The following is a 24,399-nucleotide window of genomic DNA, read 5'->3' as shown; positions in this document are numbered from 1 at the left end:
GGTGGATGTTGGTTGAAATGCCGTTAACTGATTCTGGCTCTTAACAATAAACTAAATAGCGCGACAATTATGATAGACGAGAATAGTAAGTGCAGCGGCTGCGCAAAGGCCGGCATCTGCATCTGCGTCATGATCAGCCCTAAAAACAGTTCTGCCACCAGAGAAATTAATACGAGTAACCCTATTTTCTGGGTCTCTTTATGATTGAATGATTTACCGACAACAAAGATACAGGACAGGGAGGCGACCCAGGCAAATAACTCATGGATATGTAGCGCGTCTCCCACCTGGCTGAGCCAGGTTTCCCGGGCGGTATACCTTAAAGCTTTTGACACATGATCTACTTCCGCCCGGACTTCCGTGCCGATCAATATTTGAATGAAGACCAGTACAAATGCCAGCCAGGTAAGCCATTTTAGCGGCTTATTTATAATAAAGGGTTTTCCGTGCACGAGGTGGATCATGTAAACACAGACGCCGGCAATGATGAGTGCGGGGATCATGTGTGCGGTGATCAGTAACACTCCCAGATTTGAATTGACAACAACTTTACCTACCCAGGCTTCAAAGCCAACCAGCACAAAAAGACTGAGTGCCCAGATAAATATAGCAGGCCGGGTTTTGCGGTATATTTTCCAGGCCATGAAGTTCAGTAACACAATAAAGATGCCCAGCAGCACGGTCAACATGCGGTTCAGGTATTCGATCCATGTATGGAATGCATTGAACGTGTGATCTATATCCTGCTTTTTCAGGTATTTTTCGAAATCCGGTGGCAGCTGGCCTGCATTTAACGGCGGGATCCAGCGGCCGAAACAGTGAGGCCAGTCCGGGCAACCCATACCACTGTGGGTGGTCCTCACAATCGAGCCGGCCAGAATAACAATGAAAATGGTGTATAAGACTAATTTGGCATATTTGATGAAACGTTGTTGGTTCTCCGCTGCTGATCTCATGATTTCCGGTTTTTTCCGCAGCAAAGGTAGCCGTTTAACAGGAAAGAAGGTTGGCGGGTGGGTTGAAAGTTCATATTTTTGCCTTATGCTGTTCAATTCTTTTCAAAATGAGGTGCTGGAAGCGGGCTGTGACGAAGCGGGCAGAGGCTGTTATGCTGGCCCGGTCTTCGCTGCCGCCGTCATTTTGCCTAAGGATTTTTATCATGAGAAACTCAATGACAGCAAACAAGTCCTGGAAAAGGACAGGGAGCTGTTAAGAATTGTCATTGAGCAAGAGGCAATAGGCTACGCCGTGGCCAGCGTGGATGTGGAGGAAATCGACAGCATCAATATCCTGAAGGCCTCTATCAAGGCAATGCACTTAGCGGTTAAAGCCCTGAAAATAAAACCGGGTTTTCTGGCCATTGATGGCAACCGGTTTACGCCTTACCCCAGGATAAAGCATACCTGTGTTATCAAAGGTGACGGGCTTTATGCGAACATCGCTGCAGCCAGTATTTTAGCTAAAACCTATCGGGACGCGCATATGCGGCAGTTGCATGCCTCTTATCCACGTTATGACTGGGCCAGTAATAAAGGCTATGGAACCCCTTTTCACAGGGAGGCTATAAAAGCATTTGGCCTCTGTGAACATCATCGTAAAAGCTTTAATATTCATCCCGAAATTCCGACACTGTTTTAGGCAGCTGACATTCGCGGAACCCATTCGTTTACTCGCCGAATTGTTTGTTAAGCGATTTGCAAAATAAACACCTTGATTGGGTAGTCCCGCTGCCATGGAGTATCTTCGTTACATGATAGGATATATAGTATTAGCGTTTCTTCTTTACTTTTTGTACCGCTTCATCGTAGGCTTCGTTCTGCCTGTTGTGCGTACGGCTCATCAGATGAAGCGCAAGGTGAACGAGATGAAGCAACCCTTCGGCGGGCAGCATGGGAGTCAGCAAAGAGCTTCTCAGGTGCGCGTGGAGGTTAACGCGGACAAAAAAGGCCCCTTTAGCAGGTTCAGTTCAAAAAAAGCGGCCGGTCAGGCTGCAAAACCCTCAAAATCAGATTATATCGAATTTGAGGAGCTCAATTAATCATTTGCGCTATGTAGAAATAATTACAGGTCCAGCAGAAGTAAATCTGCCGGACTTTTTAATAGATGCGTTTGCAGGCCGGCTGCCGCAGCTCCTTCAATATTGCCGATCGTATCATCAATGAATAAAGTCTCAGCTGCCAGGAGTCCTTCGGTTTGTAACATATGGGTGAATACTTCCGCGGCAGGTTTACGGACGCCTTTTTCATGGGAAAACCAGGCTACTTTGAATAAATCTTCCAGCCTTTCCCCATTAAATTCCTGCCGGTACCGTTCTGAAAACCAGTTATAATGGATCTGGTTGGTATTTGAAAAAAGATAAAGATTATATTTTTTGCCAAGCTCATGCAGCAGCTGTATATTATCCTTTGCATAATGGAGAAGCATGGCATTCCAGGCATCCTTTATTTGTTCGTCTGTAATATCGGTTCCTGCTTCCTGTCTGAATAACCCATAGAATGTTTCCGGGCTAACATGACCCGTTTCCAGTTGGGAAAATAGCTGACTGGCATGGTGTTGTGTAAAATGAGCTTTTGCGTCTTTTATACCCAATGCTTCGAAGGCCTCATGCGTTTTTTTAAAATCGATATGTAACAAGACGCCACCAAAATCAAAAATGATATTTTTAAGACGCCTCTTGGAGAAATGCTGTTCAAGAGGGCTTTTTACTGTTGCCTCTGCGCTGTTTGTTGATAGATCATCCGTTTTCATAGGATCCAAATATACTCGGAGATTTTCTAATAATATCTTTTTGAACCGGTCGATCTGATAAAAATGGGAATATATTTGTATGCAATGTATTGACAATGAATATATAATTTTCTGTTGTGAAAAAAAATTAAAAAAACATAGCATAAAGTCTACTATTTTAGTAGACTTTATGCTATGTTTGCACCACAAATCGGAAACAAGTGGATTCCGTCTTGGGAAAGGAGAAAAAGAATCTCCGTTTTTTTTAAATAATTAGTCTACTAAAATGGTAGACTAAATTCATATACCATGCAGTATTTACTTTTTAATACACCTAAGGGAGGGCTGGCTAGTTGCAATATTGATCATGCTACAAATGGATGTATAGGTTTAAATCATTATCAATACACATTAGCAACTTATCAAATGAAACATTTCGCCTATAAGCCTCTTTTCTGGATAGCGTTGGGTATGACTGGCTTTGCCAGTCCTGCACTGAGCCAAAAGCAAGTGACCCGCCAAAGCCTTTACTGGATCCGATATTATGGTAAGTATAAATTGTCTGACAACTGGGGGCTGAACCTTGAAATTGAAGACAGGCACTTTTTCAAAAACAACCGTCAGAGCAACTGGTTCCTTCCCAGGGTGGCTGTGGAAAGAAAGCTGGGAAAAGGCTGGGCGGCAGGAGCCGGCTTTTCTTACTATCTGGCCTCTAATCCGGCCGATCCCGCCATGGAAACCGCGGTAACGGTGCCGGAATTAAGGCCGCACCAGTATCTGAGCGCCTCACAATCGTTGGGAAATTTAGCCGTCAGTCACCGTTTCCAGTTTGAAGAGCGCTGGATTCACAACAGTACATCAACGAAGTTGACGGCTGGCTATCATTTTCAGGGAAGAGCACGATACCGGTTTCAACTAAAATATCCGCTTATCAAACAAAATACGGCAGCCGGAACATTAAATGCCATTGCCTTTGATGAAATCCTCCTGAACCTGGGCCACAATATAGTGGCCAATACATTTGATCAGAACAGAATTTATTTCGGCCTGAACTACGGTATTTCTAAAGCGTTCCAGGTTGAGCTTGGCTATTTGGACTGGTTTCAGGAGCGGAGTTCGGGAAACCAGTATTATCACAGGGATATTGCCCGGCTGACCATTTATCATGACCTGAAACTTTATTAATCAAATCATCCTATTATTTAAAACAGAAACCATGCGTATTAAATCATTATTGATCCTATTCATTACCGGACTCTTTGCTGCAGGTCTGCTTTCCTGCGGAGGAAAAAAAGGCAGGAATGCAACAATTTCCGGGGCGTTTGCACTTTATCCGCTGGGGGTAAAATGGACCGAACAATATAAAGCGGTTAACCCAGGTCTGCGTTTTGATGTTTCTGCCGGCGGCGCCGGCAAGGGGCTTACAGATGTTCTGGCGGGCGCTGCGGATGTTGCCATGTTCTCAAGGCAGTTAACGGACGCCGAAAAGAAAAAGGATATTTGGGTATTTGCGGTAGCCAAAGATGCGGTATTGCCTACTTTCAGTCGGCACAATCCCGATGCGGCGCTTATCCGAAAAAAAGGGCTGACTGAGGCGCAGCTTAAGGATGTCTATTTGTCCGGCAAAAATAATATCAGCTGGGGCGCACTGCTGGATACTTCCGGTACGCACAACGTGGTTGTTTACACCCGCTCAGATGCTGCGGGAGCGGCAGATACTTGGGCAGCTTATTTTGGCGGTAAGCAGGAAAATATCAAGGGAACAGGTATTTATGGCGATCCGGGACTGGCAGAGGCTGTCGGTAAAGACGCAAACGGAGTCGGTTTTAATAATGTCGCTTATGTCTACGATATTACCACAGGCAAGAAGAGACCCGGCATCGATGTTATCCCTATCGATCGGAACGGTAATCGTCAGATAGATCCGGGAGAAGATTTTTATGAGAATGCAGATAGTATCCTGCAGGCGATTTCCGATGGCCGGTATCCCTCACCTCCCGCAAGAGACCTCTATTTTATTACCAAAGGGAAACCAACTGATCCCGATATCATCGGCTTTTTGAAATGGGTCCTGACCGACGGTCAGAAATACGTAAAGACTGCCGGTTACGTACCGCTGACAGATGCAGTCATTAAAGAACAATTGCAAAAATTACAATAGCTGAATTAATACTAACTATAGAAACAAAAGCAAATAGATGGTAGCGTTACAAAGGCTTATCATTCCCTCAAAGTGGGCGGACAGGATTTCAGACGGGTGGTTAAATATTGCAGTCTTGTTTTTAATTCTTTTACCATTGGTGATTGGAACAGGACTGGTCATTAAATCACTTCCCCTTTTGGAGAAAGTACCTCTCGGGGCCATGCTTAGTTCTTCAGACTGGTCGCCCCAGCAAGGACATTTTGGCTTTTTCGCCTTTATCATGGGGTCTGTCTGGGTAACGTTGCTGTCATTTGTTTTGTCGGCGCCGGTGTGTCTGTTGTCGGCTATTTATCTAACAGAGTATAGTCCTGCCTGGTTAACCCAGGCCATGTATTTTGTCATTGATGTATTGGCAGGGATTCCGTCTGTTGTTTACGGGGTCTGGGGTGTATTAGTGGTGGTACCCCTACTTGCTGACTATGTGGCGCCTGCACTTGGTTTAACTACAACGGGTTACTGTCTGTTGTCGGGAGGGATTGTACTGGCGATTATGGCGGTACCATATATGCTCAATATGTTGATGGAGGTATTACGTAGTGTCCCTATTGAGCTGAAAGAAGCGTCTTTGTCATTGGGGGCTACTTATTGGGAAACAATAAAATGGATCGTTCTCAGGAAGGGCCTGACGGGTATTATTGCTGCATTGAGTCTGGGGGTTTCTAAAGCATTAGGAGAGACCATAGCAGTACTGATGGTTGTCGGGAATATATCTAAGGTGCCTTCGAGTGTATTTGACGGGGCTTATCCACTGCCTGCACTCATCGCCAATAATTACGGAGATATGATGTCTGTTCCTTTATATGATTCAGCATTGATGTTTGCGGCATTAATCTTATTTGTAATTATCCTCTTATTTAATAGTATCACTAATATCTTTTTATACCGGATCAAGGAAGTATAAGCGGGAATAATACTTAACTAAGAGTAACATTAAGCATTAGATCGAAATAGTTTAATACACATGCAAAAACGGAAAATACTGGAGGAAAAATTCTTTTTATGGCTGATGCGCATTGTTACTATGAGCATTATCCTGGTTTTTCTTTTTATGATGGCGGTTATCCTTAAAAAAGGGTTTCATGCCCTGACCTGGGAGATGGTCAGTCAGGAACCACAGGGCGGATTTTATTTTGGGAAGGGTGGTGGAATCCTGAACGCCATTGTCGGCTCTCTGTATTTAGCTTCCGGCTCTACCTTTTTTGCCCTGCTGCTGGGGCTGCCTGTTGCGCTGGGTATGAACGTACATTGGGTCAGAAAAACCAGGGCGGTGAATGCCATTCGTTTTTTACTGGACGCGCTCTGGGGCGTGCCTTCGATCGTATTTGGGGCATTTGGTTTTGCACTGATGGCTTATCTCCAGATCCGGGCGTCACTATTGGCTGGAGTCATTACTGTTACACTGTTTATTGTACCCATATTTATCAGGGCCTTTGACGAGGTGCTCAGAACAGTGCCTCAGGGCCTGATGGAAGCTGCTTATAGCCTGGGTGCGAATAAAAGGCAGATCGCTTTCAGCATATTTTTTAGGCAGGCACTGCCTGGATTTATTACTGCAATATTATTGGCCTTTGGAAGAGGAATCGGAGACGCTGCTTCGGTACTCTTTACAGCTGGCTATACCGATCATATTCCACAAACCATCCAAGACCCGACTGCTACATTGCCGCTTGCCATATTTTTTCAGTTAAGTTCACCGATACCGGAAGTAAAGGCGCGCGCCTATGCGGCGGCATTGATATTGACGGCTATCATCTTAATCATAAGTATTGTGTCCCGGTTATCTACCAGGAAGTTTAAAAAGAATATTCTATAATTTTTAGATCAAGATTCATGTCAAATAACGCATCTTCCCTTGTACGAATTAAAAACCTGCAAGTTCAGGCAGGAGGTAGTTCTATCCTGAAAAATATAAATTTAAATATCCCTAAAGGGAAAATTACGGTTTTACTGGGACCTTCCGGTTGCGGTAAAACGACTTTATTAAAATGCCTGAACAGATTGTCAGACCTTCATCCGAATTTGAAGGTATCAGGTCAGATATTGATTGACGAAGAAGATATTTTCCATCCGACCCAGGATCTGACCCGGATCCGTCAGAAAATGGGGCTGTTGTCTCAAAGGCCTTTTCCACTACCCATGTCTATATATAAGAATATTGCTTATGGGTTGAAGATAAAGGGGATCAGAAACAAACAGGTTATTAGAGAAAGGGTGGAGCGGCATTTGCGGGATGTGGGTCTCTGGGAAGAAGTAAAAGACAGGTTACACGGACCGGCAGCCAGACTTTCTATCGGCCAGCAGCAGCGCCTCTGCCTGGCCAGAGGGCTGGCTGTCGGTCCCGAGATTATTCTGGCAGATGAACCGACTTCCGCTTTAGATCCTATCTCAAGCAGAAAGATTGAGGAAGAATTTTTAAGACTGAAAAAGGACTATACACTTATTGTCGTCACACATATTCTGAGACAGGCCAGACGACTGGCTGACCATATTGTATTTATGTACTTTGGGGATATTATTGAACAGGGGGCGCCGGACGAGATCTTCAATAACCCTAAATCGGAGATATTAAAACAGTATTTACAGAGCGGGCATTAGACCAATTGGTGCTTATTTTAAAAAGAATTCAATTTAAAAGTTGATTTTTAGAATAAATCTTTATTTTTGCCACCTCGAATTTTGAAATCATTCAAAATTTGGGGCCTATAGCTCAGCTGGTTAGAGCACCTGACTCATAATCAGGGGGTCCCTGGTTCAAGCCCAGGTGGGCCCACTTAAAAATCAAGCAGTTACGAAGACCCTTTCCTAGCTGCTTTTTATTTGCACACAATTTGATACACATTTTACACGGTTTGATAGGAGCAAGAAATTTCCGAAAGTATACATTTGTCTCCTAGGGGTTTAAATAACCTTCTAAGTTGGAGCGAGGAATGTTCGTTAAGTGGCTATTAGTTGTTTTGTTTTAATGTGTATTTAACATTTTGTTGTATTGTCAAATATTTGACAATAAACTGCTTTTATAGTCAAAATTTTGAAGTCAAAAAACGGACAATAAATTCATTTTATTGTCCGTTTTCTCTAGTTTGGCCTTTTTCTAGATAAGGCAAAAAAAAATAGCAATTTAGTTGGTTATATTGCTATTTTTTGTGATCTTTATATCTAGTTAAACGACTAGATATGGGATATCCAACTAAAATTCAGATAATAAAAAGAGCAAAGAGTGAGCAATGGTATGTAAATTTTCCAGCTGCCGTGGCTCAGGCAATAGAATTTAAGCAAGGAGAGATTGTTGAGTGGGTGATAGATGATCACCAGCGCCTAGTACTTCAGCGTAGTGATGAATCCGTAAAAGATCTTAAAAAAAAACTCCCCAAAAAGAAGGAGTAGTTGCTTGCTTTAATGAATTATTCGATAGATGTATAACAGCTTTCAAGCAATCCAGAACTTTTCAGAGAGCTCGCGATTTGTCTCACGGAGTTATTTCATGTATTGGACGTTGTACGATAACAGGGATGTTAACAGCAAGTGGGAATCAGTTTAAGGACTGGAGTGCGGCCTATCGAATATTTAAGGGTGAAAGAATGGATATGAATGCAATTTTTTCTGAAGTTAGAAAGGAGGTCGTGTATCAAAATAGAAAGAAAGGCGATTTTATTTATGCACACATGGACGATACCCTGTTAAGGAAGAGAGGGAAGAAAATATCAGGGACCGGATGGCTAAGGGATCCACTTGGCCCCCCGTTTTGTAATAATTTCATTTGGGGCCAACGATTTGTTCAACTCTCTTTATCGCTCATTGAAAAAGACCTCTGCGGTCCATCAAGGGCCATCCCGGTAGACTTCAAACATTGTCCTCCCACCAAGAAGCCGTCAAAAAATGCGACCGACCAGGAAGTAGCACTATACCGGGAAAGACAGAAGAAAGAAAAAATGAGCGAAGTAGGCGTCCAGCGTGTCATAGCCTTGAGAAAGTGCTTAGATGACGATGGCTATAAAAATAAAAAACTTATCCTGAGCGTGGACGGCAGTTACACGAATGGAACTGTTTTAAGGCAACTTCCAGAAAATGTAGAACTCATTGGCCGCATAAGGAAGGATTCAAAAATTTATGCTCTACCAGAAGAGCAACAATCAGGAAAGGGACGTAAACGATATTATGGAGAAGAGCTCCCCACACCAGAACAAATCCGACAAAGCGATGACTATCCTTATCAGCAGGTTGAAGCATGGGCTGCAGGAAAGATGCGTACATTCAATGTGAAAGTTGTAAAAGATATACGCTGGCGAAAATCAGGTAAGAGAGACTTAATGCTGATCATTATCAGGCCAGTTTCCTATAGGCTCACCAAAAAATCAAAATTACTGTATCGTGCTCCCGCCTATTTAATATCAACCAATCAAGAGATAGATATTTTCCTGCAGGTCCAGGCTTATATTAGAAGATGGGAGATAGAAGTCGGCTTTAGAGATCAGAAAACATTAATGGGATGTGGTCAGGCACAAATCCGGGAAAAAACTGCGGTAGCAAAAGTTCCGGCATTTGTATCCGCATGTTATGCTATGATGATACTGGCATCGCACAAACAGCAGCAGTCCAAATCAAAAAAACAACTCCCTGGGCCTAAATGGTACGTAAATATTAAAAAGCAAAGGGTTACTACTGGTGATATTATAAATAGATGTAGAGTTGAAAATTGGGCGCAAAGTGTAAATATTAATTTTTCCGACTTCGTGAACATTGAAAAAAAATTATCGAAGTGCGAAAAAATGGCAAATCCCTCATTTTCCTCCTTCTTTTATGCCAGAAATTAGCCAAACTAAAGAAAACGGACAATAAATTCATTTTATTGTCCGTTTTCTCTAGTTTGGCCTTTTTCTAGATAAGGCAAAAAAAAATAGCAATTTAGTTGGTTATATTGCTATTTTTTGTGATCTTTATATCTAGTTAAACGACTAGATATGGGATATCCAACTAAAATTCAGATAATAAAAAGAGCAAAGAGTGAGCAATGGTATGTAAATTTTCCAGCTGCCGTGGCTCAGGCAATAGAATTTAAGCAAGGAGAGATTGTTGAGTGGGTGATAGATGATCACCAGCGCCTAGTACTTCAGCGTAGTGATGAATCCGTAAAAGATCTTAAAAAAAAACTCCCCAAAAAGAAGGAGTAGTTGCTTGCTTTAATGAATTATTCGATAGATGTATAACAGCTTTCAAGCAATCCAGAACTTTTCAGAGAGCTCGCGATTTGTCTCACGGAGTTATTTCATGTATTGGACGTTGTACGATAACAGGGATGTTAACAGCAAGTGGGAATCAGTTTAAGGACTGGAGTGCGGCCTATCGAATATTTAAGGGTGAAAGAATGGATATGAATGCAATTTTTTCTGAAGTTAGAAAGGAGGTCGTGTATCAAAATAGAAAGAAAGGCGATTTTATTTATGCACACATGGACGATACCCTGTTAAGGAAGAGAGGGAAGAAAATATCAGGGACCGGATGGCTAAGGGATCCACTTGGCCCCCCGTTTTGTAATAATTTCATTTGGGGCCAACGATTTGTTCAACTCTCTTTATCGCTCATTGAAAAAGACCTCTGCGGTCCATCAAGGGCCATCCCGGTAGACTTCAAACATTGTCCTCCCACCAAGAAGCCGTCAAAAAATGCGACCGACCAGGAAGTAGCACTATACCGGGAAAGACAGAAGAAAGAAAAAATGAGCGAAGTAGGCGTCCAGCGTGTCATAGCCTTGAGAAAGTGCTTAGATGACGATGGCTATAAAAATAAAAAACTTATCCTGAGCGTGGACGGCAGTTACACGAATGGAACTGTTTTAAGGCAACTTCCAGAAAATGTAGAACTCATTGGCCGCATAAGGAAGGATTCAAAAATTTATGCTCTACCAGAAGAGCAACAATCAGGAAAGGGACGTAAACGATATTATGGAGAAGAGCTCCCCACACCAGAACAAATCCGACAAAGCGATGACTATCCTTATCAGCAGGTTGAAGCATGGGCTGCAGGAAAGATGCGTACATTCAATGTGAAAGTTGTAAAAGATATACGCTGGCGAAAATCAGGTAAGAGAGACTTAATGCTGATCATTATCAGGCCAGTTTCCTATAGGCTCACCAAAAAATCAAAATTACTGTATCGTGCTCCCGCCTATTTAATATCAACCAATCAAGAGATAGATATTTTCCTGCAGGTCCAGGCTTATATTAGAAGATGGGAGATAGAAGTCGGCTTTAGAGATCAGAAAACATTAATGGGATGTGGTCAGGCACAAATCCGGGAAAAAACTGCGGTAGCAAAAGTTCCGGCATTTGTATCCGCATGTTATGCTATGATGATACTGGCATCGCACAAACAGCAGCAGTCCAAATCAAAAAAACAACTCCCTGGGCCTAAATGGTACGTAAATATTAAAAAGCAAAGGGTTACTACTGGTGATATTATAAATAGATGTAGAGTTGAAAATTGGGCGCAAAGTGTAAATATTAATTTTTCCGACTTCGTGAACATTGAAAAAAAATTATCGAAGTGCGAAAAAATGGCAAATCCCTCATTTTCCTCCTTCTTTTATGCCAGAAATTAGCCAAACTAAAGAAAACGGACAATAAATTCATTTTATTGTCCGTTTTATATGTTCAGTTATTAAGGTTAAGAGTTTCTCAAGTATCAACCGCCGCTATAACGACATGAAATCTCTGGTTTTTATCACCAACATGGAGGAAGCGGGCTGGGCAGCATTTTTGGAGGACCCTATCACCACCTCAGCCATATAAAGATGAAAGTTATCGGTAGTTCCAGAGCTAACAATTGCAGAAACAAAATGCAATGCATAATCAAGAGAACGAAACCAACATATAAGTCCGATAGAGCAACAAATATAAGCCATAAAAAGGCGTCAATCTAGACAGCGCGCTTTTCTTATAGCTTATACATTACACATAATCAAATATACTCAAGAAATTTTCTTTTCCCTATGTTGTTTACTTGGACTTCTGAATCGAACGTCACAAATCTCAGCGGAATCAGCCAAAAATAATGGGATTTTAGGTTGATGATAGGGTTAATATCATTGTGGTGAATGCCTCCTATGAAATTACTATTAGAGTGTATGTGCATTTAGGGCGAATCGGTAATGGCATATGAGTACATTAAACATAGACTTAAATGAAGCACTAGAGAATTATCAAACTACAATACGGACTCAATTCGATATTATTTACTAATTTTGGCCCTGGCTTGCAGTCACGTAACTCTCTTTTGATAGACATATCATTAGCTGATTTTTGTTTCCGATGAGAATGTTGCTGGCTTTGCGTTCCTTTCTAGGTCAGCAAAGTGAAAGGGATAGGTTATGTGATTACGCCTTGTCAATACCTTGAGCTGCCAGGTGTGGAAGGCGATTTTAATTTCGATGAGTGATTTGGTGCCATAGGAGAACTTTCCTGACAAGAGAATCATAAGTAATTTAACTGAAATGTTGCATAGAAGATAATTTCTATGTTGATTGAAATCTTTATAGTAAAAAAAGTTAAATGGGTAACAGTAAAGAAAATAAAGTTGATGGTATCTATAATGAAATACTGCAACAAGCTGTTTTAGAAATTAAAACAGCACGAAACAATATTGCCCGGCAGGTAAATACTGCAGCAATCGGTGTTTATTGGAGTATTGGGAAGTTGCTTTCCGAACGAAAAATAGAGAAACGACATGGAGAGGGCGTAGTAAACCGTCTTTCGGTTGACTTAAAGCTCGAATTTCCAGATATGGGGCTTTCTCCTCGTAATCTATGGCATATGAAACGGTTTTATGAAAGGTATATTTTAGCTGAACCAAAACTGAAACAGTCTGTTTCAGTTTTGCCATGGGGGCATAACATCCTTTTAATCAATAAGATAACTGATAATGATGAAGCTTATTGGTACGCCCTAAAGGCAGCAGAACTTGGGTGGAGCCGCAACATCCTCCTTAACTATCTGAAAGCTGATAGCTTCCACAATGAAATTGATCTGCCCAAATCCCACAATTTTAATGAAGTGCTTCCAGAAACAGTAGCAGAACAGGCAGAAGATATGCTCAAATCCAGTTATAATCTCGGGTTTCTTGGATTAACGAAAGCTGTAAAGGAAAGAGAACTTGAGCGACGCCTCATTGAGAGAATCAAACAATTTATATTGGGGAAAGGGTTTACCTACATCGGGCACCAACACTGTTTAGAATTCAATGGAAAAGAATATTTTATAGATACCCTGCTATATCACCGCGGGCTAAGGGCACTTTTGGCATTGGAGTTGAAAATCGGAAGCTTCAAACCAGAATACGTTGGCAAGATGAATTTTTATCTTGGCTTGTTAGATAAATTAGAAAAGCGACCAGAGGAGAATCCTTCCATTGGTATAATACTCTGTGCTGATAAAGATCACTTGGATGTGGAGATAGCCTTACAGGGTATTCAAAAACCAATTGCTGTTGCAGAATATAAACTATTACTTCCGACTAAAGAATTGGAATCTGTCATCCTGGAGGAAATGAAAAAAATTGAAAGTGAAAAAGAGGGAGATGATGAGTGAGTGGAACGAAAATAAATTGACAGTCTAGTTTCTACAATATTGTCAGATGATAACAATTTATTTGTTTCTTTTTTATGTGGATAAGAAATCTGTTGAATCGGATGAGCGGAATATTATTAATGATGCCATTGTTTGACAATATAGTTTAAGAATTGCCTGAAGTAAACATTTGGAGCACTAGGAGATGAAATACTACCTGGGCATCCATCCGGTATACTTGGGTTAGAGCCCTACGCACTCTTCGAACTTGGAAACTCAGATCTATTTGAGCGTGATATTATTGCTTTTCATGTTAGTATGTTTGAGTGTGTTACTCAAGGTTTTGAAATTAGTGAAGCAAATACTTCTCTTTATTAATGAAGGATGACTGGCTGATGGAGGCCGGGAATTTTTGCTAAGATTGAACCTGTTTATAAACTTTCAATCGTAATTTTGAATTATGTCTGTGATATAATCATGAAAACTATGACGAATCTTCAAAAAGTACGCGGAATAATGGTAATAGGCCTATTGTTATTAAGCGAACTGGCAGTAACCGGTTATGCTCAAGATACTCGCTTTACAATTACTGAAAATAAGACAGATAAGCGTGTTGATATTTCCATAGATGGAAAACCCTTTACGTCATATATCTATCCAGACAGTTTAATGAAACCTGTACTTTATCCTATTCGTACAGCTGATGGTGCATGGATTACTAGAGGGTGGCCTCTTGTGCCTCGAGCCGGAGAACACGTCGATCATCCTCATCATATCGGACTTTGGTTTAACTATGAAAATGTGGATGGATTAGATTTTTGGAATAATTCATCCAGTATCCCTAAAGCGAAAAAAAAGAAGTATGGGGAGATCAGACATTTTTCCGTGAATAAGATGTTCGCCGATAACAATAAAGCGGAACTGGGCGTAACAGCCTACTGGATAACGCCAGATGGAACTAAACTCCTAAGACAGGACACGAAATATATTTTCTCTGGGACGGGAAGTATGCGTTCAATTGAAATTGCCATAAAATTAACTGCACTATCTAAAGACGTGTCATTTCCGGATATTAAAGATGGGTTAATAGGCATTCGTTTAACTCGTGAACTGGAATACCCTTCCGACATTCCGGAAAAAGTTACAGACAGCAACGGAGTCATTTCAGGTATTCAGGAAAGAAGTATTAAGGAAGAAACTGGGGTATACCGGAGCAGCGAAGGGAAAGAAGGTAACGCTGTATGGGGAACCAGGGCAAGGTGGGTGAACTTAAATGGAACGCTCGGTGGAGAGCCTGTTTCCGTGGTAATACTGGATCATCCGGCGAATATCGGATTTCCGACCTATTGGCATGCCCGTGGTTATGGACTCTTTGCTGCTAATCCTTTGGGTCAGAAGATATTCAGTAATGGAAAAAAAGCTCTGGACTTTAAAATAAAAGCAGGTACCTCAGCCGTATTTAAATATAAGGTGTTAATTAATTCTGGACGCCATCTTTCAGATGATCAGGTGAATAATGAAGCGAATGAGTTTAAGAATGGAGCTAACTAAATTCGTAAAATTTAATAAACGGCTCTCCGCGTGTATTCTATAAATAAGCTCCGGTGAATTTCACCGGAGCCAGAGTCTCTTAGCTTCCTTCGTCAGTATTGTCTGCTTCAGGTTCAACGGGTCTTATCTCAGTGAATAACGTCCATCCTTAAATTTCGGTTTTACACACCCCGGTAAAAAGCTCTGTATAATTCAACGAAAACTTTGTGCCAAGTATGGAGAGATTAAGCTACAGTTCTTTTGTTATTATAGACGATTTATTCGATAACGAAAACTTCTCAAATGAGTAACGCTCTATATAGTTGAATCAAAACGGCTTGTGCTGGGTTGAGTATCTTGCGGTATTATTTTCGTTGTAATTATCTAACGTAGCGATATGTGGACTCAATAGATACGTGAGTAATTTCATGTAGCCGATGAGTATAGAAGGGCGGTTCTAATTTTCCCAAAACAGGGAATGTTGTTATGGATTTGCGTAGTTTTTCTCCGATTTTGACAAGTATTAGTTCTTAATTGTACTGTGTCATAGGTTGAAAGTGTTTTATGTTGAACTGATATGTTTTGTGACACAATGAATCATAGAAAATCAGGTTTATTACATTTCTCTTATCAGACACTTTGCTTAACAAACAATTTTGAACAATTTTCATTGTAAAATGATTCTAATTATAGGCTTCATTATTTAAAAAACCTATAAATGTCAAATAACATGAAATTGTTTAAATCCAGTTGTATTTCAATCTTTTTTTGCCTTGATTTTCATGCATGTTTCACAGGCCCAGAATGGGGCGGTTCAGATTAATCTGAGAGAGCAGGATCCATTTGGCCAGTTTCTGGTTGACGGACAGGGTAAAAGCGTATACTTGTTCTTAAAAGATTCGTCGGTAACAAGTAGTTGTTATGATGCCTGTGCCGTGACATGGCCACCAGTGCTGACTAGTAACGAAAATATTACCGCCGGCGAAGGTGTCCAATCATCATTGCTCGGTACCATTAAGAGAAATGATGGCTCATTGCAGGTGACCTATAACAGTCATCCACTATATTATTATGAAGATGATAAAAAAGCGGGTGACGTCGAAGGGCAGGATAAAGACGACTTTGGCGCTGAATGGTATCTTGTAAAACCAGATGGTGAAAAGATGGGTGATGTAGAAAAATGAAATTGAGCTTTAGTGTTTCTAGCCAGCGTATTTGAATGGGTAGTTTACTAATTGGCATAGAAGGCTGGCCCTTTTAAAGCGCATGTATCCCAGGCAATGATTAGATAACCGCTCTGAATTCTCCAATACGATTCATCTGCCATGAGATAGGTACTATTTTGTCTAAGGCTAGATTCCAAAAGACAGTATTATGGAAATGCTGGTTGAATTAAGGTTATCATTGCATTGGCCGGTTTGAATTTTTGAGTGAACCTGTCGTATCCTTGCTTGACAATTGTCAAGCAAGGATACACTCTTGCATTTTAATCAATTGCTATAATTAAACATCTATCATTTTCCTACTTTTACCGGCTGTGTCAATAGCAAGAATTTGAGGGGCGCCGACAGAGTCTACAAAAATCTGCATTCTAGGCCTTCCGTCATTGTCAAATAGGAAGATGCCAGACTGATTTTCGTTGGTCCTGCCAATAAAAAGCCTCCTTCTGGGGCCGTCTTTTTGCCTTAATGAGTCGAGTGCTCTTTGCCGGGCAGCTGTATCTTTTATTAAACGGATATTCTCGAGATTTTTGGCAAAGGCTAATAAGTTTCTTCCGACAGGGTATTCATTAATGGCCATACCACGTCGTACCCTGGCATGACCATTCTTATAGGTTTCATCATTAATCAACTGCAGAACCTGATCGTTTCGGTAATTATCCATGGTGAATGACATCATCTTGTTTATTGTCTCACCTTGGCGGGCTTCTTGAAATACTAAACCACCACATTCATTCCCGTTATTGTCAAAAAATATCATTCCGGCCGGTCGTTCCCTTGGTGGAAGTTGTTTTCCGTCAATTACGCCGGAATTTTGCCTTGTTTCATTACTAAGCACCATTCTGAGGGTGCCGTCTTCTCCAATCAGATTGAGTTTTTTTACTGTTATTTCATCGGGACTCATTTTCTGTGTTTTAGCATAGAGCCAAACGAAAAGTGCGCCAAATGCGACGCTGATTACAACCAGGCTAATCGTGAGGAGTTTAATCTGGGTTTTTAATTTTTGTTCTGACATAGATTAGATTTTGTGTGGCAGCTCCTATCGAACTATGCTATCCTGTCATCGAAATTTCTCTGGTCCGGCACAAGCAAACCACGTGTCATAGAAAATAATTAGTGTAAAAACGCACAGTGAATTTAAGATAATTTCTTTAATTGCCGTTCAAGCATAGGGAGAGATGGTATTCTGGTAGGCAGCTCACTTTGAAGCACCTGAGGTCTCAGTGAGTCTGAGCTTTTAAAGACGGAGCTGACAGATATGCAGGAACTCCTTACTGTTTGGTTATCCCTCCATTCTTTCCGGGCCATCATTTAGGTACAGGGACATGGCAGCCTTTAACCTTTTTTCAATTCTGGACTTCAACAACCTCGGTGAGATGACTTGCATGAAATCACCAAAAGCAAGTATCTCTTTTTCCAGCTCAAAATTGAGCACCACATCTATGCGAATCGTAACGCCCGTTTCATCCTCATGTAGAATTTGTTGAGAAGCGTGAAGAGGTTTGGTAATGACATATGGCGCATTTTTCCTATTTACTTTAAGGACGACTTTATGTGCCCTGTCGGTTTTACCTTTTGTCACGCCTATTAAGTCATCAAAGTATCTGTCGAAATCTACACCATCATAAGGTAAGAATGCCATATCCTTAGCTTCTTCTACTGAAATCATCCGGTCCAGTGCCAGATTCAGGAGCTGGTCGCCTTTCTGAGTGGAACAGATTAGGAACCACCTGTTTCGAAACTCTTTCAGGAGGTAGGGATGATAGATTGCCCAATGCGCTGATCGGGCTTTGAAAGACTGGTAATTAATGCTAAGTGGCTTATGTTGCCGGATATACTGATAAAGCGGAGAGATAAAATGTAGTCCTTTTAGTAGCGCATTTCCTTCAAACTGAATGTAATTGTTAGTTTGATAGGTGGATTTGTATAAATTGTTTTCTAACCGGGCGATCATTTCGCTCATATCATCCAGATACTGAAAGGCATTGAATTGCTTTAACAGGTCAATGACTTCCTTTAGCCTTTCGACGTCAGTGTCACTCATGGGGGCATTTGTGATACTGTAGTTGTCATCTGCATAAAAATAGTATTTTCGTTCAGCGACTTCGATGGGGGCATTATACCCCAGTTTATCACTGCGCATCAGTTGAATGTCTCCCTGAATGGTACGCTTACTCACACCGTTTTCAATTCCTTCCCTCTCATACAATACATCTGAGACTTTTTCAATGAGATCCTCCAGCGTCCATTTGCGCATCTTATTGCGCAAACAATCATCAATAGCCTTGTATCTGATCAGTGCAAGCTTATTTAGAGACATATCAGGATATTTTGGGTAAAAGTAAAGAAATTCTGCGCAGAAGTGTTGCGTAATGAAAAGGTTTTTAGTAATTCTGAAGAATGTGCGGTTTATAACGCATTGATTATTATTCGTCTAGAAAATAACTAATCATTTCTTTGAACTGCGCAAGTACACCGCGTAGTATGGCAGCCATCTTTGTGGTGTCGCCGGCAAGACGAGTTGTGTGTTTCGTTAAAAAAGATAAACACTGATGTAGTACACTTTGTTGAGATACATTATGACAGTACTATCCAGCTTCCGGGACGGTTTGTAGGCTACCAAAGTCTTCGCAAAAGGGTTCGACTCCCTGCATCGCTCTGTGGTGCTGCTCAGTGGTTGAGCACTACATTCAGATGTAGCAATTAGGGTATACTGATATCCACCACAAAGTTCCAGGCATTCTTTTCAAAAATGCCTTCGAAAGGTGCTGAAAGTCGTGGCGTTTCGGCGTTGTTAATACAACCGTTTGCTCACTGCTTTGCAAGTCAGTTTTTTATAGAATGTTCTTTTTTTTGAGGGAATCAGGAACGCAAGGATAAAAGCTGGATCAAACCGAAGGCCATGGTTTAACAGAGATTTTGCAAAGGTTTTTAGAGAAAAGCCGATCGCATAAGCCGCTTTTAAACAAGAGACCGGTCAATGATTTAGATGCTACCTGACAACTGATTATCACAGGAAAATACTTTTTATGACAATGGGCTTCCGCTGAAGGCAGACGTAGATCACTGCGACTTTTAGTAATTTAAAAACAAAGAACGTAACGCTTTAAAACTGATATTATGAAAAAAGTAAATGTTGCTTCTTACCAGATCGGGTTGCTCTTTAAGGGTAAAGAACTGGTTAAAATTTTACGGGAAGGAGTCTATTGGGTTTGGAGCACCAGAAAGATTGAACTCTTAACAAAAACAGCAGAAGTAAAAAGTTCTGTTATAACGTTAGATCTACTACTTAGAAATGAGACACTGGCCGCTATGGTAGATGTAATCGATGTAAAGGACGGAGAACTGGTATTGCTTTTTGAGAAGGGAATTTTTCAGGCCGTACTGACTGCGGGCCAATATGCCTATTGGAAAGGGCAGTTGGATCGGGCCTTTGAAAGGGTTGATTTTTCGAAGGTAACTATTGAGGCTACCATTAATAGCGCGGTTTTGGAAAATGTGAAGCTAAAAAGCTATGTCAGAAAACTTACTGTGGCTAACCAGCATAAAGGGATGTTGTTCCTTGATGGTAAATTATCAACTATATTGGACGCCGGAACATACTATTATTGGAATAATGCTATTTCAATGGAGGTTAAGATGGTGGATACGAGAATTCAGCAAATGGAGGTTTCCGGTCAGGAATTGCTCTCCAGGGACAAGGCCAGCCTTAGAATTAATTTCTATATCCGGTATGAAGTCGTGGACATCATGAAAGCTGTCATTGAAAACAAAGAATATGATAAGCAATTATATATCCTTGTTCAACTGGCCTTGAGGGAGTTTGTGGGCGCGATGACCCTGGATGAACTTTTGATCAGAAAAAGCGAAGTCGGCACTGCAATGACTGGCCTTTTGTCCGAAAAAGCAACTTCCCTGGGCGTGCAAATTATCGACGCTGGTATCAGAGATGTTATTCTTACCGGTGAGATGAAGGAAATCATGAACCAGGTGCTGATTGCAGAGAAAAAAGCCCAGGCCAAGATTATTATGCGAAGGGAAGAAACCGCTTCTACCAGAAGCATGCTCAATACGGCAAAAATGATGGAGGAGAATACTATGCTCTGGAAATTGAAAGAGATGGAATATATTGAAAGGATCGCTGATAAGATAGGTGCTATTTCTCTTTCCGGAAATAGTAATATCATTGGTCAACTAAAAGATATCTTTGTAAAATAGGTGACTGGCAGTCAAACAGGAGTGTTCCCAAATATTCTCAATGGGATATTTGAGAACACTCCTGTTAATTTTTATTTTTCCGGCGGGAAGGCCCTGTGACCAGTTGAGCTGTTTGTTCTGACAGACCGATCTCAGCAATAGCACCGCTATTGAATTGTAAAAAATCCTGCTCAATTCCGTCACTAAATATCAACCCCTTTGACGGCATCATAGATTCGACAAAAATCTTTTCTCCTTTTTTCAATCTCCCCCCACAGATACCCGTCTGGGTGCTCCGACTTTTATAAGGTTCACGAACCACGAAAAAAAGGTCGTCTTCCCGAAAGACAGGATAATGGACATCTTTTGCTTTTAATAAACCCGACGCCATATTGAAAATCGAACTTAACCACCCTGTGCTTCCTGTTTTTGTCGCCACAATAATACCACTTGAGGAATGCATTTCTTCCCGGCTGCCCAATCGGATCTTGTATCGAGCCGAAACATGCGAGGAAATACCAATGAATAAATCATTAACCGCTAGCAGGGACTGTCCGTCATTAAGCCTGACTTCCGCGAACCTCATAATCTTGCTTTCATAATTATCCTGCAATACGGATGCTACTGCCTGCATAAAGTTTTTTGAGTTGCAGGGAAGCAGAATGCCATCATATCGCTGCGCATCTGGATTGACGGCGATGATTGGCAGTCCTTTTGAATATTTGGCGACATTGGCCACTAATCCATCCTGACCAACTACAACAATAAGATTGTTCTCGGCGAAAATATAAGAGGGAAGAAACTCCCTGTCGATGATTTTGTTTTTGATCAGCCTGGATAACTGCAGCTGAACTTCCCGGAAACAGTGATGGAACTGCTCATGTTCTTTTTCATATTCTGTGAAGTTGCCGCCGGCATGTTCAATATAAAACCTGGCTTGGTCCTTTGTATTGAATTTTTCAATCAGAACTTCTAATCTGGTCTTATTTTTTACCAGTATTGCGTATTCTATTTTCATGGAGATTATGTAGGGTTATTCGCTTTTACTTTTAAGAATAGACTGCAAGAGTTCGGGACTAATATTCAGGCTGCCGATTTTCTGCGCATTTTCTGCCAGTTCCCGGAAAGCCAGTGCGATATTATTTTTTGCATCTTGTCTCCCATTAAGGGCACTGAGTATTTTCCAGTCCATTTCTTTGTAAGGCTTCAGGGAAGATTCCAATACATAGCCCTGGGTGTCTGCCTGTTTTCGATCATTCTCTGCTTTTTGCTGGATCAGTTGTTTTCTTTGCGCCTCGATAGCAATATCTGCAGCGATTTGCATTTCTCTTAATGTCCGGCTATTCTCAGCTTGTTGCACCTCTGCTTCCATTTTCTTCTCGGAGATCTGTTTATGTTTTTCTTCTACGGCAATCTCTGTATTGAGTTCTGACTCTTTGATTTTTCTTTCTTGCTCTACTGCGAAGTTTCTACGCTCATATATAGCTTCATCTGCCTGTTGCTGCAAACGTTCACGGGTTTCAGTTTCCAGCGCACGGGCCATTTCGGGAGTAGCCTGCACGGCGACTATATTGATTCCCAGTATTTCTATCCCCATCATCTGTATCGTTTCAGAGCCTTTAAGGCCTTCCCGGATATTATTTTCTATCTGTTTAGCTGAACGAATAGCTTTCTTTAGCGATAATTGATGTATAAATGAAGAAGTAGATGTCTGCGCCATATTAATGATGCGCTGGTTTAACTTCTCGGTTTCATTTTTTTTATACTGTCCTGCTGGCGTTACCGTAAAATCTAAAATGTTTGCCAAAGCTCTTGGGTCAACAATCTTATAACTGATTTGCCCCTGAATTTTAACCTGTTGATAATCGGCTGTGTTTTCATTGAAAATAAAGGGTAGGTCATTGCTTCCCATTGGAATAGCTACTATGGAGCTTTTGGGCGCAAAATAGAAAAATGACAGGCCTCTTCCTTCTTTGGAGACGCTGCCGTTTTTGTAGTGGATGACATACGTCATGGCGTCGAACTGGATGTGATTAAAACCAAACATAATTGATCATTTTTTAAGTGAATATTTGTGTTTTTTATACGCAAATTAATTTGGGGCAAAAAAAAATAAATTCCTGTATAAATAACCTTGGTTTACTTTTTATGATGAATGTACTTTTTTTTGCGTATTTGTTACACAAAGATATGTTGTTGACCGGATGTGGCCAAATAATTTGCGTGTTTTTTACGTAAATTATCCAATTATATTATTGTCATCTGACAATCAATTATTTATATTTCAAAGAAAAATCCCTTATCGGTAAGCTCCTGGTATTTTTGTTGGTTAAATGTGTATAGACGCCCGGGTCGGCCACTTCCTTCTTTTCTAAATCTGGGTGTTTGCTCCAGTAACCCGAAACTCAGTATTTTTTTTCTGAAGTTTCTGCGGTCAATTGGTTGGCCTATTATTGTCTGATAGAGGTCTTCCAAATCAGAAAAAGAGAATTCATCATGTAACAGGTTAAAGCCGACAGGTGCATATTTAATTTTGCTTCTTAGCCGGTTTAAAGCTTGTTCAACAATGTGCTGATGGTCGAAGGCGAGTATAGGTAACTTGTCTATACTAAACCAACGTGCATCTGCGGCGTCTGTGTCAGCTTTCAATTTATGGTAAGAAGGGTTGACCAGACCATAATAGGCAACTGATACCACTCTGCCTCTTGGATCCCTTTGTACCTGCCCAAATGTATATAACTGTTCCAGATATCCTGGCCGTATTCCAGCTTCTTCTTCCAGTTCTCTGAGCGCTGCCGTATCTATATCTTCGTCTTCCTGTACAAGGCCTCCGGGAATAGCCCATTGATTTTTAAAGGGCTCAATATTTCTCCGGATCAATAAAAGGTGGAGGGAACTTTTTTCAAAATACCCGAATACAACGGCATCTACAGAGACTTTTATTTGCTGCATCTTAAGTTTACTTGTCTTTTTTGTGTTGCTTATACACAAAAATACAAATACTTAAAGCATATTCGCCTCAAAAATAAGTGTTCCGTCAGTCGTGGATAGGAATTTATGCCGCAGAGACTGTTACCGAATGGCAGCGTCTGAATAACTATTCAAGATACAGCCGTCGGAGTTGTTCCATTTTTTCTGCATTCAAGTCTAGTTCCTTTTTTAGAAATTTGTCAACAGAGCCATATTGTTCGTTTATCTGATTAAAGCAAGCTTTGATAAACTGGGGCTTTGCAAGCCCGTATTGTCTTGCTCTTGCTATAGGGACACCATATTTTAAATAAAGTAACTGAGCTATTTCTTCGTTATAGCTTTTTCTTGCGACATTTGAATACAAATAGTCTTTATGGATATTTTCATAGCTTACACCCAGAACATATTCAATCAATGCGGCGGCGATTCCCGTTCTATCCTTGCCTCCTGCGCAATGAAAAATGACGGCACTGTCTTTATGGGTATTTAGTAGCGTTTCGAACATAGGCTTATACCGTTTACCACACGCCGCAATGTTTTTGTAGTACGTTTCTGCCCCGTCATCAGACTCTTCAGGCGTTTTAGTCTTCATTTCTCTTGCCATAGCCGCCCAATCATCAGGGGTGTCCGCTTCACTGCCGGCTGCCAGTTCGATATACCTGGCGCCCTCCGGAACCTTGTCTGGATATGCGTTAACTTCCAACGGCCCTCTAAAATCAATGATAGTACTCACCTTAAACGCTTCAAGTATCCAGAGGTCTTCCTGGGTGAGGTCAGCCAGTAAAGCAGATCGGTATAATTTGCCCGATTTTATTCTTTTCCCATTTGCTGCGCCGTAGCCGCCAATATCCCTGAATGCAAAAGTACCCTGAAGTGGGATGGCTGGCTGTTGCCCCAGTATTCTTTCGGACCCCATCCATGCAGTCAAGAATAAAAATAGGGGTAATACAAGGTGTTTCATAGTTATTTGCGAAGTTTAAAAGTGTAAGTGGAT

At 41.2% G+C, this 24,399-nt stretch carries 23 protein-coding genes and 1 tRNA gene; 16 read left to right on the top strand and 8 right to left on the bottom strand.

Going from position 1 to position 24,399, the window contains the following annotated elements; all coding sequences use genetic code 11:
• Positions 1-23: 23 nt before the first annotated feature.
• Positions 24-956 (bottom strand): COX15/CtaA family protein, encoded by a 933-nt coding sequence (locus K9M52_RS08400; protein ID WP_224071610.1) that lies wholly within the window; start codon positions 954-956, stop codon positions 24-26.
• Between the two features lie 85 nt (positions 957-1,041).
• Between K9M52_RS08400 and K9M52_RS08395 the strand changes: the two genes are divergently transcribed.
• Positions 1,042-1,638: a ribonuclease HII gene (locus K9M52_RS08395; RefSeq protein ID WP_224071609.1), complete on the top strand. Its 597-nt coding sequence runs from the start codon at positions 1,042-1,044 to the stop codon at positions 1,636-1,638.
• A gap of 112 nt (positions 1,639-1,750) precedes the next feature.
• Positions 1,751-2,038 carry a hypothetical protein gene (locus K9M52_RS08390; RefSeq protein ID WP_224071608.1) on the top strand — a complete coding sequence of 96 codons (288 nt, stop codon included), beginning with the start codon at positions 1,751-1,753 and terminating at the stop codon, positions 2,036-2,038.
• A 23-nt stretch (positions 2,039-2,061) separates the two neighbouring features.
• On the opposite strand, the gene K9M52_RS08385 is transcribed toward K9M52_RS08390, so the two are convergent.
• Positions 2,062-2,748 carry an HAD family hydrolase gene (locus K9M52_RS08385; RefSeq protein WP_224071607.1) on the bottom strand — a complete coding sequence of 229 codons (687 nt, stop codon included), beginning with the start codon at positions 2,746-2,748 and terminating at the stop codon, positions 2,062-2,064.
• 288 nt (positions 2,749-3,036) lie between these two features.
• On the opposite strand from K9M52_RS08385, the gene K9M52_RS08380 reads away from it, so the two are divergent.
• The 13 genes from K9M52_RS08380 (at position 3,037) to K9M52_RS08320 (ending at position 16,202) form a co-directional block, all read left to right on the top strand.
• Positions 3,037-3,912, top strand: a complete 876-nt coding sequence (locus K9M52_RS08380; RefSeq protein ID WP_224071606.1) for a DUF2490 domain-containing protein — start codon at positions 3,037-3,039, stop codon at positions 3,910-3,912.
• A gap of 31 nt (positions 3,913-3,943) precedes the next feature.
• Positions 3,944-4,888, top strand: coding sequence for a PstS family phosphate ABC transporter substrate-binding protein (locus tag K9M52_RS08375; RefSeq protein WP_224071605.1), 945 nt, complete (start codon positions 3,944-3,946; stop codon positions 4,886-4,888).
• 37 nt (positions 4,889-4,925) lie between these two features.
• A complete protein-coding gene (gene pstC / locus K9M52_RS08370; RefSeq protein ID WP_224071604.1) occupies positions 4,926-5,831 on the top strand; it encodes a phosphate ABC transporter permease subunit PstC in 906 nt (301 codons plus the stop codon).
• 60 nt (positions 5,832-5,891) lie between these two features.
• On the top strand, positions 5,892-6,743 hold the full coding sequence (locus K9M52_RS08365; protein ID WP_224071603.1) for a PstA family ABC transporter permease: 852 nt from the start codon (positions 5,892-5,894) through the stop codon (positions 6,741-6,743).
• 17 nt (positions 6,744-6,760) lie between these two features.
• Positions 6,761-7,525 carry a phosphate ABC transporter ATP-binding protein gene (locus tag K9M52_RS08360; RefSeq protein WP_224071602.1) on the top strand — a complete coding sequence of 255 codons (765 nt, stop codon included), beginning with the start codon at positions 6,761-6,763 and terminating at the stop codon, positions 7,523-7,525.
• 101 nt (positions 7,526-7,626) lie between these two features.
• A tRNA-Ile gene (locus tag K9M52_RS08355) sits at positions 7,627-7,700 on the top strand.
• Between the two features lie 404 nt (positions 7,701-8,104).
• Entirely contained in the window at positions 8,105-8,314 is a 210-nt protein-coding gene (locus tag K9M52_RS08350; protein ID WP_119986438.1) for a hypothetical protein, read from the top strand.
• Positions 8,315-8,346: 32 nt separating this feature from the next.
• A complete protein-coding gene (locus K9M52_RS08345) occupies positions 8,347-9,741 on the top strand; it encodes an IS701 family transposase (RefSeq protein WP_224071853.1) in 1,395 nt (464 codons plus the stop codon).
• Between the two features lie 147 nt (positions 9,742-9,888).
• Complete coding sequence (locus K9M52_RS08340) at positions 9,889-10,098, top strand: hypothetical protein (protein WP_119986438.1); 210 nt, start codon at positions 9,889-9,891, stop codon at positions 10,096-10,098.
• 32 nt (positions 10,099-10,130) lie between these two features.
• Entirely contained in the window at positions 10,131-11,525 is a 1,395-nt protein-coding gene (locus K9M52_RS08335; protein ID WP_224071853.1) for an IS701 family transposase, read from the top strand.
• A gap of 949 nt (positions 11,526-12,474) precedes the next feature.
• A complete protein-coding gene (locus K9M52_RS08330) occupies positions 12,475-13,509 on the top strand; it encodes a PDDEXK nuclease domain-containing protein (RefSeq protein WP_224071601.1) in 1,035 nt (344 codons plus the stop codon).
• A 465-nt stretch (positions 13,510-13,974) separates the two neighbouring features.
• Positions 13,975-15,039, top strand: a complete 1,065-nt coding sequence (locus K9M52_RS08325; RefSeq protein ID WP_224071600.1) for a DUF6807 domain-containing protein — start codon at positions 13,975-13,977, stop codon at positions 15,037-15,039.
• Positions 15,040-15,800: 761 nt separating this feature from the next.
• Entirely contained in the window at positions 15,801-16,202 is a 402-nt protein-coding gene (locus tag K9M52_RS08320; RefSeq protein ID WP_224071599.1) for a COG4315 family predicted lipoprotein, read from the top strand.
• 319 nt (positions 16,203-16,521) lie between these two features.
• Here the strand turns inward: K9M52_RS08320 and K9M52_RS08315 are convergent, their stop codons facing one another.
• Both K9M52_RS08315 and K9M52_RS08310 read right to left on the bottom strand, forming a co-directional pair.
• Positions 16,522-17,253, bottom strand: a complete 732-nt coding sequence (locus K9M52_RS08315; protein WP_224071598.1) for a hypothetical protein — start codon at positions 17,251-17,253, stop codon at positions 16,522-16,524.
• 267 nt (positions 17,254-17,520) lie between these two features.
• Positions 17,521-18,558 carry a helix-turn-helix transcriptional regulator gene (locus tag K9M52_RS08310; protein ID WP_224071597.1) on the bottom strand — a complete coding sequence of 346 codons (1,038 nt, stop codon included), beginning with the start codon at positions 18,556-18,558 and terminating at the stop codon, positions 17,521-17,523.
• 800 nt (positions 18,559-19,358) lie between these two features.
• Here K9M52_RS08310 and K9M52_RS08305 point away from each other — a divergent pair.
• Positions 19,359-20,456 (top strand): slipin family protein, encoded by a 1,098-nt coding sequence (locus K9M52_RS08305; protein ID WP_224071596.1) that lies wholly within the window; start codon positions 19,359-19,361, stop codon positions 20,454-20,456.
• Positions 20,457-20,520: 64 nt separating this feature from the next.
• Here the strand turns inward: K9M52_RS08305 and K9M52_RS08300 are convergent, their stop codons facing one another.
• From K9M52_RS08300 to K9M52_RS08285, 4 genes are all read right to left on the bottom strand, one after another.
• Entirely contained in the window at positions 20,521-21,453 is a 933-nt protein-coding gene (locus K9M52_RS08300) for a diacylglycerol kinase catalytic domain-containing protein (protein ID WP_224071595.1), read from the bottom strand.
• Between the two features lie 15 nt (positions 21,454-21,468).
• Positions 21,469-22,482 carry an SPFH domain-containing protein gene (locus K9M52_RS08295; protein WP_224071594.1) on the bottom strand — a complete coding sequence of 338 codons (1,014 nt, stop codon included), beginning with the start codon at positions 22,480-22,482 and terminating at the stop codon, positions 21,469-21,471.
• A 230-nt stretch (positions 22,483-22,712) separates the two neighbouring features.
• A complete protein-coding gene (locus K9M52_RS08290; protein ID WP_224071593.1) occupies positions 22,713-23,387 on the bottom strand; it encodes an NUDIX hydrolase in 675 nt (224 codons plus the stop codon).
• Between the two features lie 145 nt (positions 23,388-23,532).
• Positions 23,533-24,366, bottom strand: a complete 834-nt coding sequence (locus tag K9M52_RS08285; RefSeq protein ID WP_224071592.1) for a tyrosine-protein phosphatase — start codon at positions 24,364-24,366, stop codon at positions 23,533-23,535.
• Positions 24,367-24,399 lie beyond the last annotated feature (33 nt).

It is taken from the genome of Arachidicoccus terrestris (assembly GCF_020042345.1).
GTDB classification, from domain to species: Bacteria; Bacteroidota; Bacteroidia; order Chitinophagales; family Chitinophagaceae; genus Arachidicoccus; species Arachidicoccus terrestris.
The sequence above is the reverse complement of the archived record's forward strand: the minus strand, read 5'-3'. Positions and strand labels throughout refer to the sequence as shown.

Coding starts and splice junctions, on each gene's coding strand:
- K9M52_RS08400 (WP_224071610.1), bottom strand. CDS start 956: ATGAGATCAGCAGCGGAGAACCAACAACGTTTCATCAAATATGCCAAA.
- K9M52_RS08395 (WP_224071609.1), top strand. CDS start 1,042: ATGCTGTTCAATTCTTTTCAAAATGAGGTGCTGGAAGCGGGCTGTGAC.
- K9M52_RS08390 (WP_224071608.1), top strand. CDS start 1,751: ATGATAGGATATATAGTATTAGCGTTTCTTCTTTACTTTTTGTACCGC.
- K9M52_RS08385 (WP_224071607.1), bottom strand. CDS start 2,748: ATGAAAACGGATGATCTATCAACAAACAGCGCAGAGGCAACAGTAAAA.
- K9M52_RS08380 (WP_224071606.1), top strand. CDS start 3,037: ATGCAGTATTTACTTTTTAATACACCTAAGGGAGGGCTGGCTAGTTGC.
- K9M52_RS08375 (WP_224071605.1), top strand. CDS start 3,944: ATGCGTATTAAATCATTATTGATCCTATTCATTACCGGACTCTTTGCT.
- pstC (WP_224071604.1), top strand. CDS start 4,926: ATGGTAGCGTTACAAAGGCTTATCATTCCCTCAAAGTGGGCGGACAGG.
- K9M52_RS08365 (WP_224071603.1), top strand. CDS start 5,892: ATGCAAAAACGGAAAATACTGGAGGAAAAATTCTTTTTATGGCTGATG.
- K9M52_RS08360 (WP_224071602.1), top strand. CDS start 6,761: ATGTCAAATAACGCATCTTCCCTTGTACGAATTAAAAACCTGCAAGTT.
- K9M52_RS08350 (WP_119986438.1), top strand. CDS start 8,105: ATGGGATATCCAACTAAAATTCAGATAATAAAAAGAGCAAAGAGTGAG.
- K9M52_RS08340 (WP_119986438.1), top strand. CDS start 9,889: ATGGGATATCCAACTAAAATTCAGATAATAAAAAGAGCAAAGAGTGAG.
- K9M52_RS08330 (WP_224071601.1), top strand. CDS start 12,475: ATGGGTAACAGTAAAGAAAATAAAGTTGATGGTATCTATAATGAAATA.
- K9M52_RS08325 (WP_224071600.1), top strand. CDS start 13,975: ATGACGAATCTTCAAAAAGTACGCGGAATAATGGTAATAGGCCTATTG.
- K9M52_RS08320 (WP_224071599.1), top strand. CDS start 15,801: ATGCATGTTTCACAGGCCCAGAATGGGGCGGTTCAGATTAATCTGAGA.
- K9M52_RS08315 (WP_224071598.1), bottom strand. CDS start 17,253: ATGTCAGAACAAAAATTAAAAACCCAGATTAAACTCCTCACGATTAGC.
- K9M52_RS08310 (WP_224071597.1), bottom strand. CDS start 18,558: ATGTCTCTAAATAAGCTTGCACTGATCAGATACAAGGCTATTGATGAT.
- K9M52_RS08305 (WP_224071596.1), top strand. CDS start 19,359: ATGAAAAAAGTAAATGTTGCTTCTTACCAGATCGGGTTGCTCTTTAAG.
- K9M52_RS08300 (WP_224071595.1), bottom strand. CDS start 21,453: ATGAAAATAGAATACGCAATACTGGTAAAAAATAAGACCAGATTAGAA.
- K9M52_RS08295 (WP_224071594.1), bottom strand. CDS start 22,482: ATGTTTGGTTTTAATCACATCCAGTTCGACGCCATGACGTATGTCATC.
- K9M52_RS08290 (WP_224071593.1), bottom strand. CDS start 23,387: ATGCAGCAAATAAAAGTCTCTGTAGATGCCGTTGTATTCGGGTATTTT.
- K9M52_RS08285 (WP_224071592.1), bottom strand. CDS start 24,366: ATGAAACACCTTGTATTACCCCTATTTTTATTCTTGACTGCATGGATG.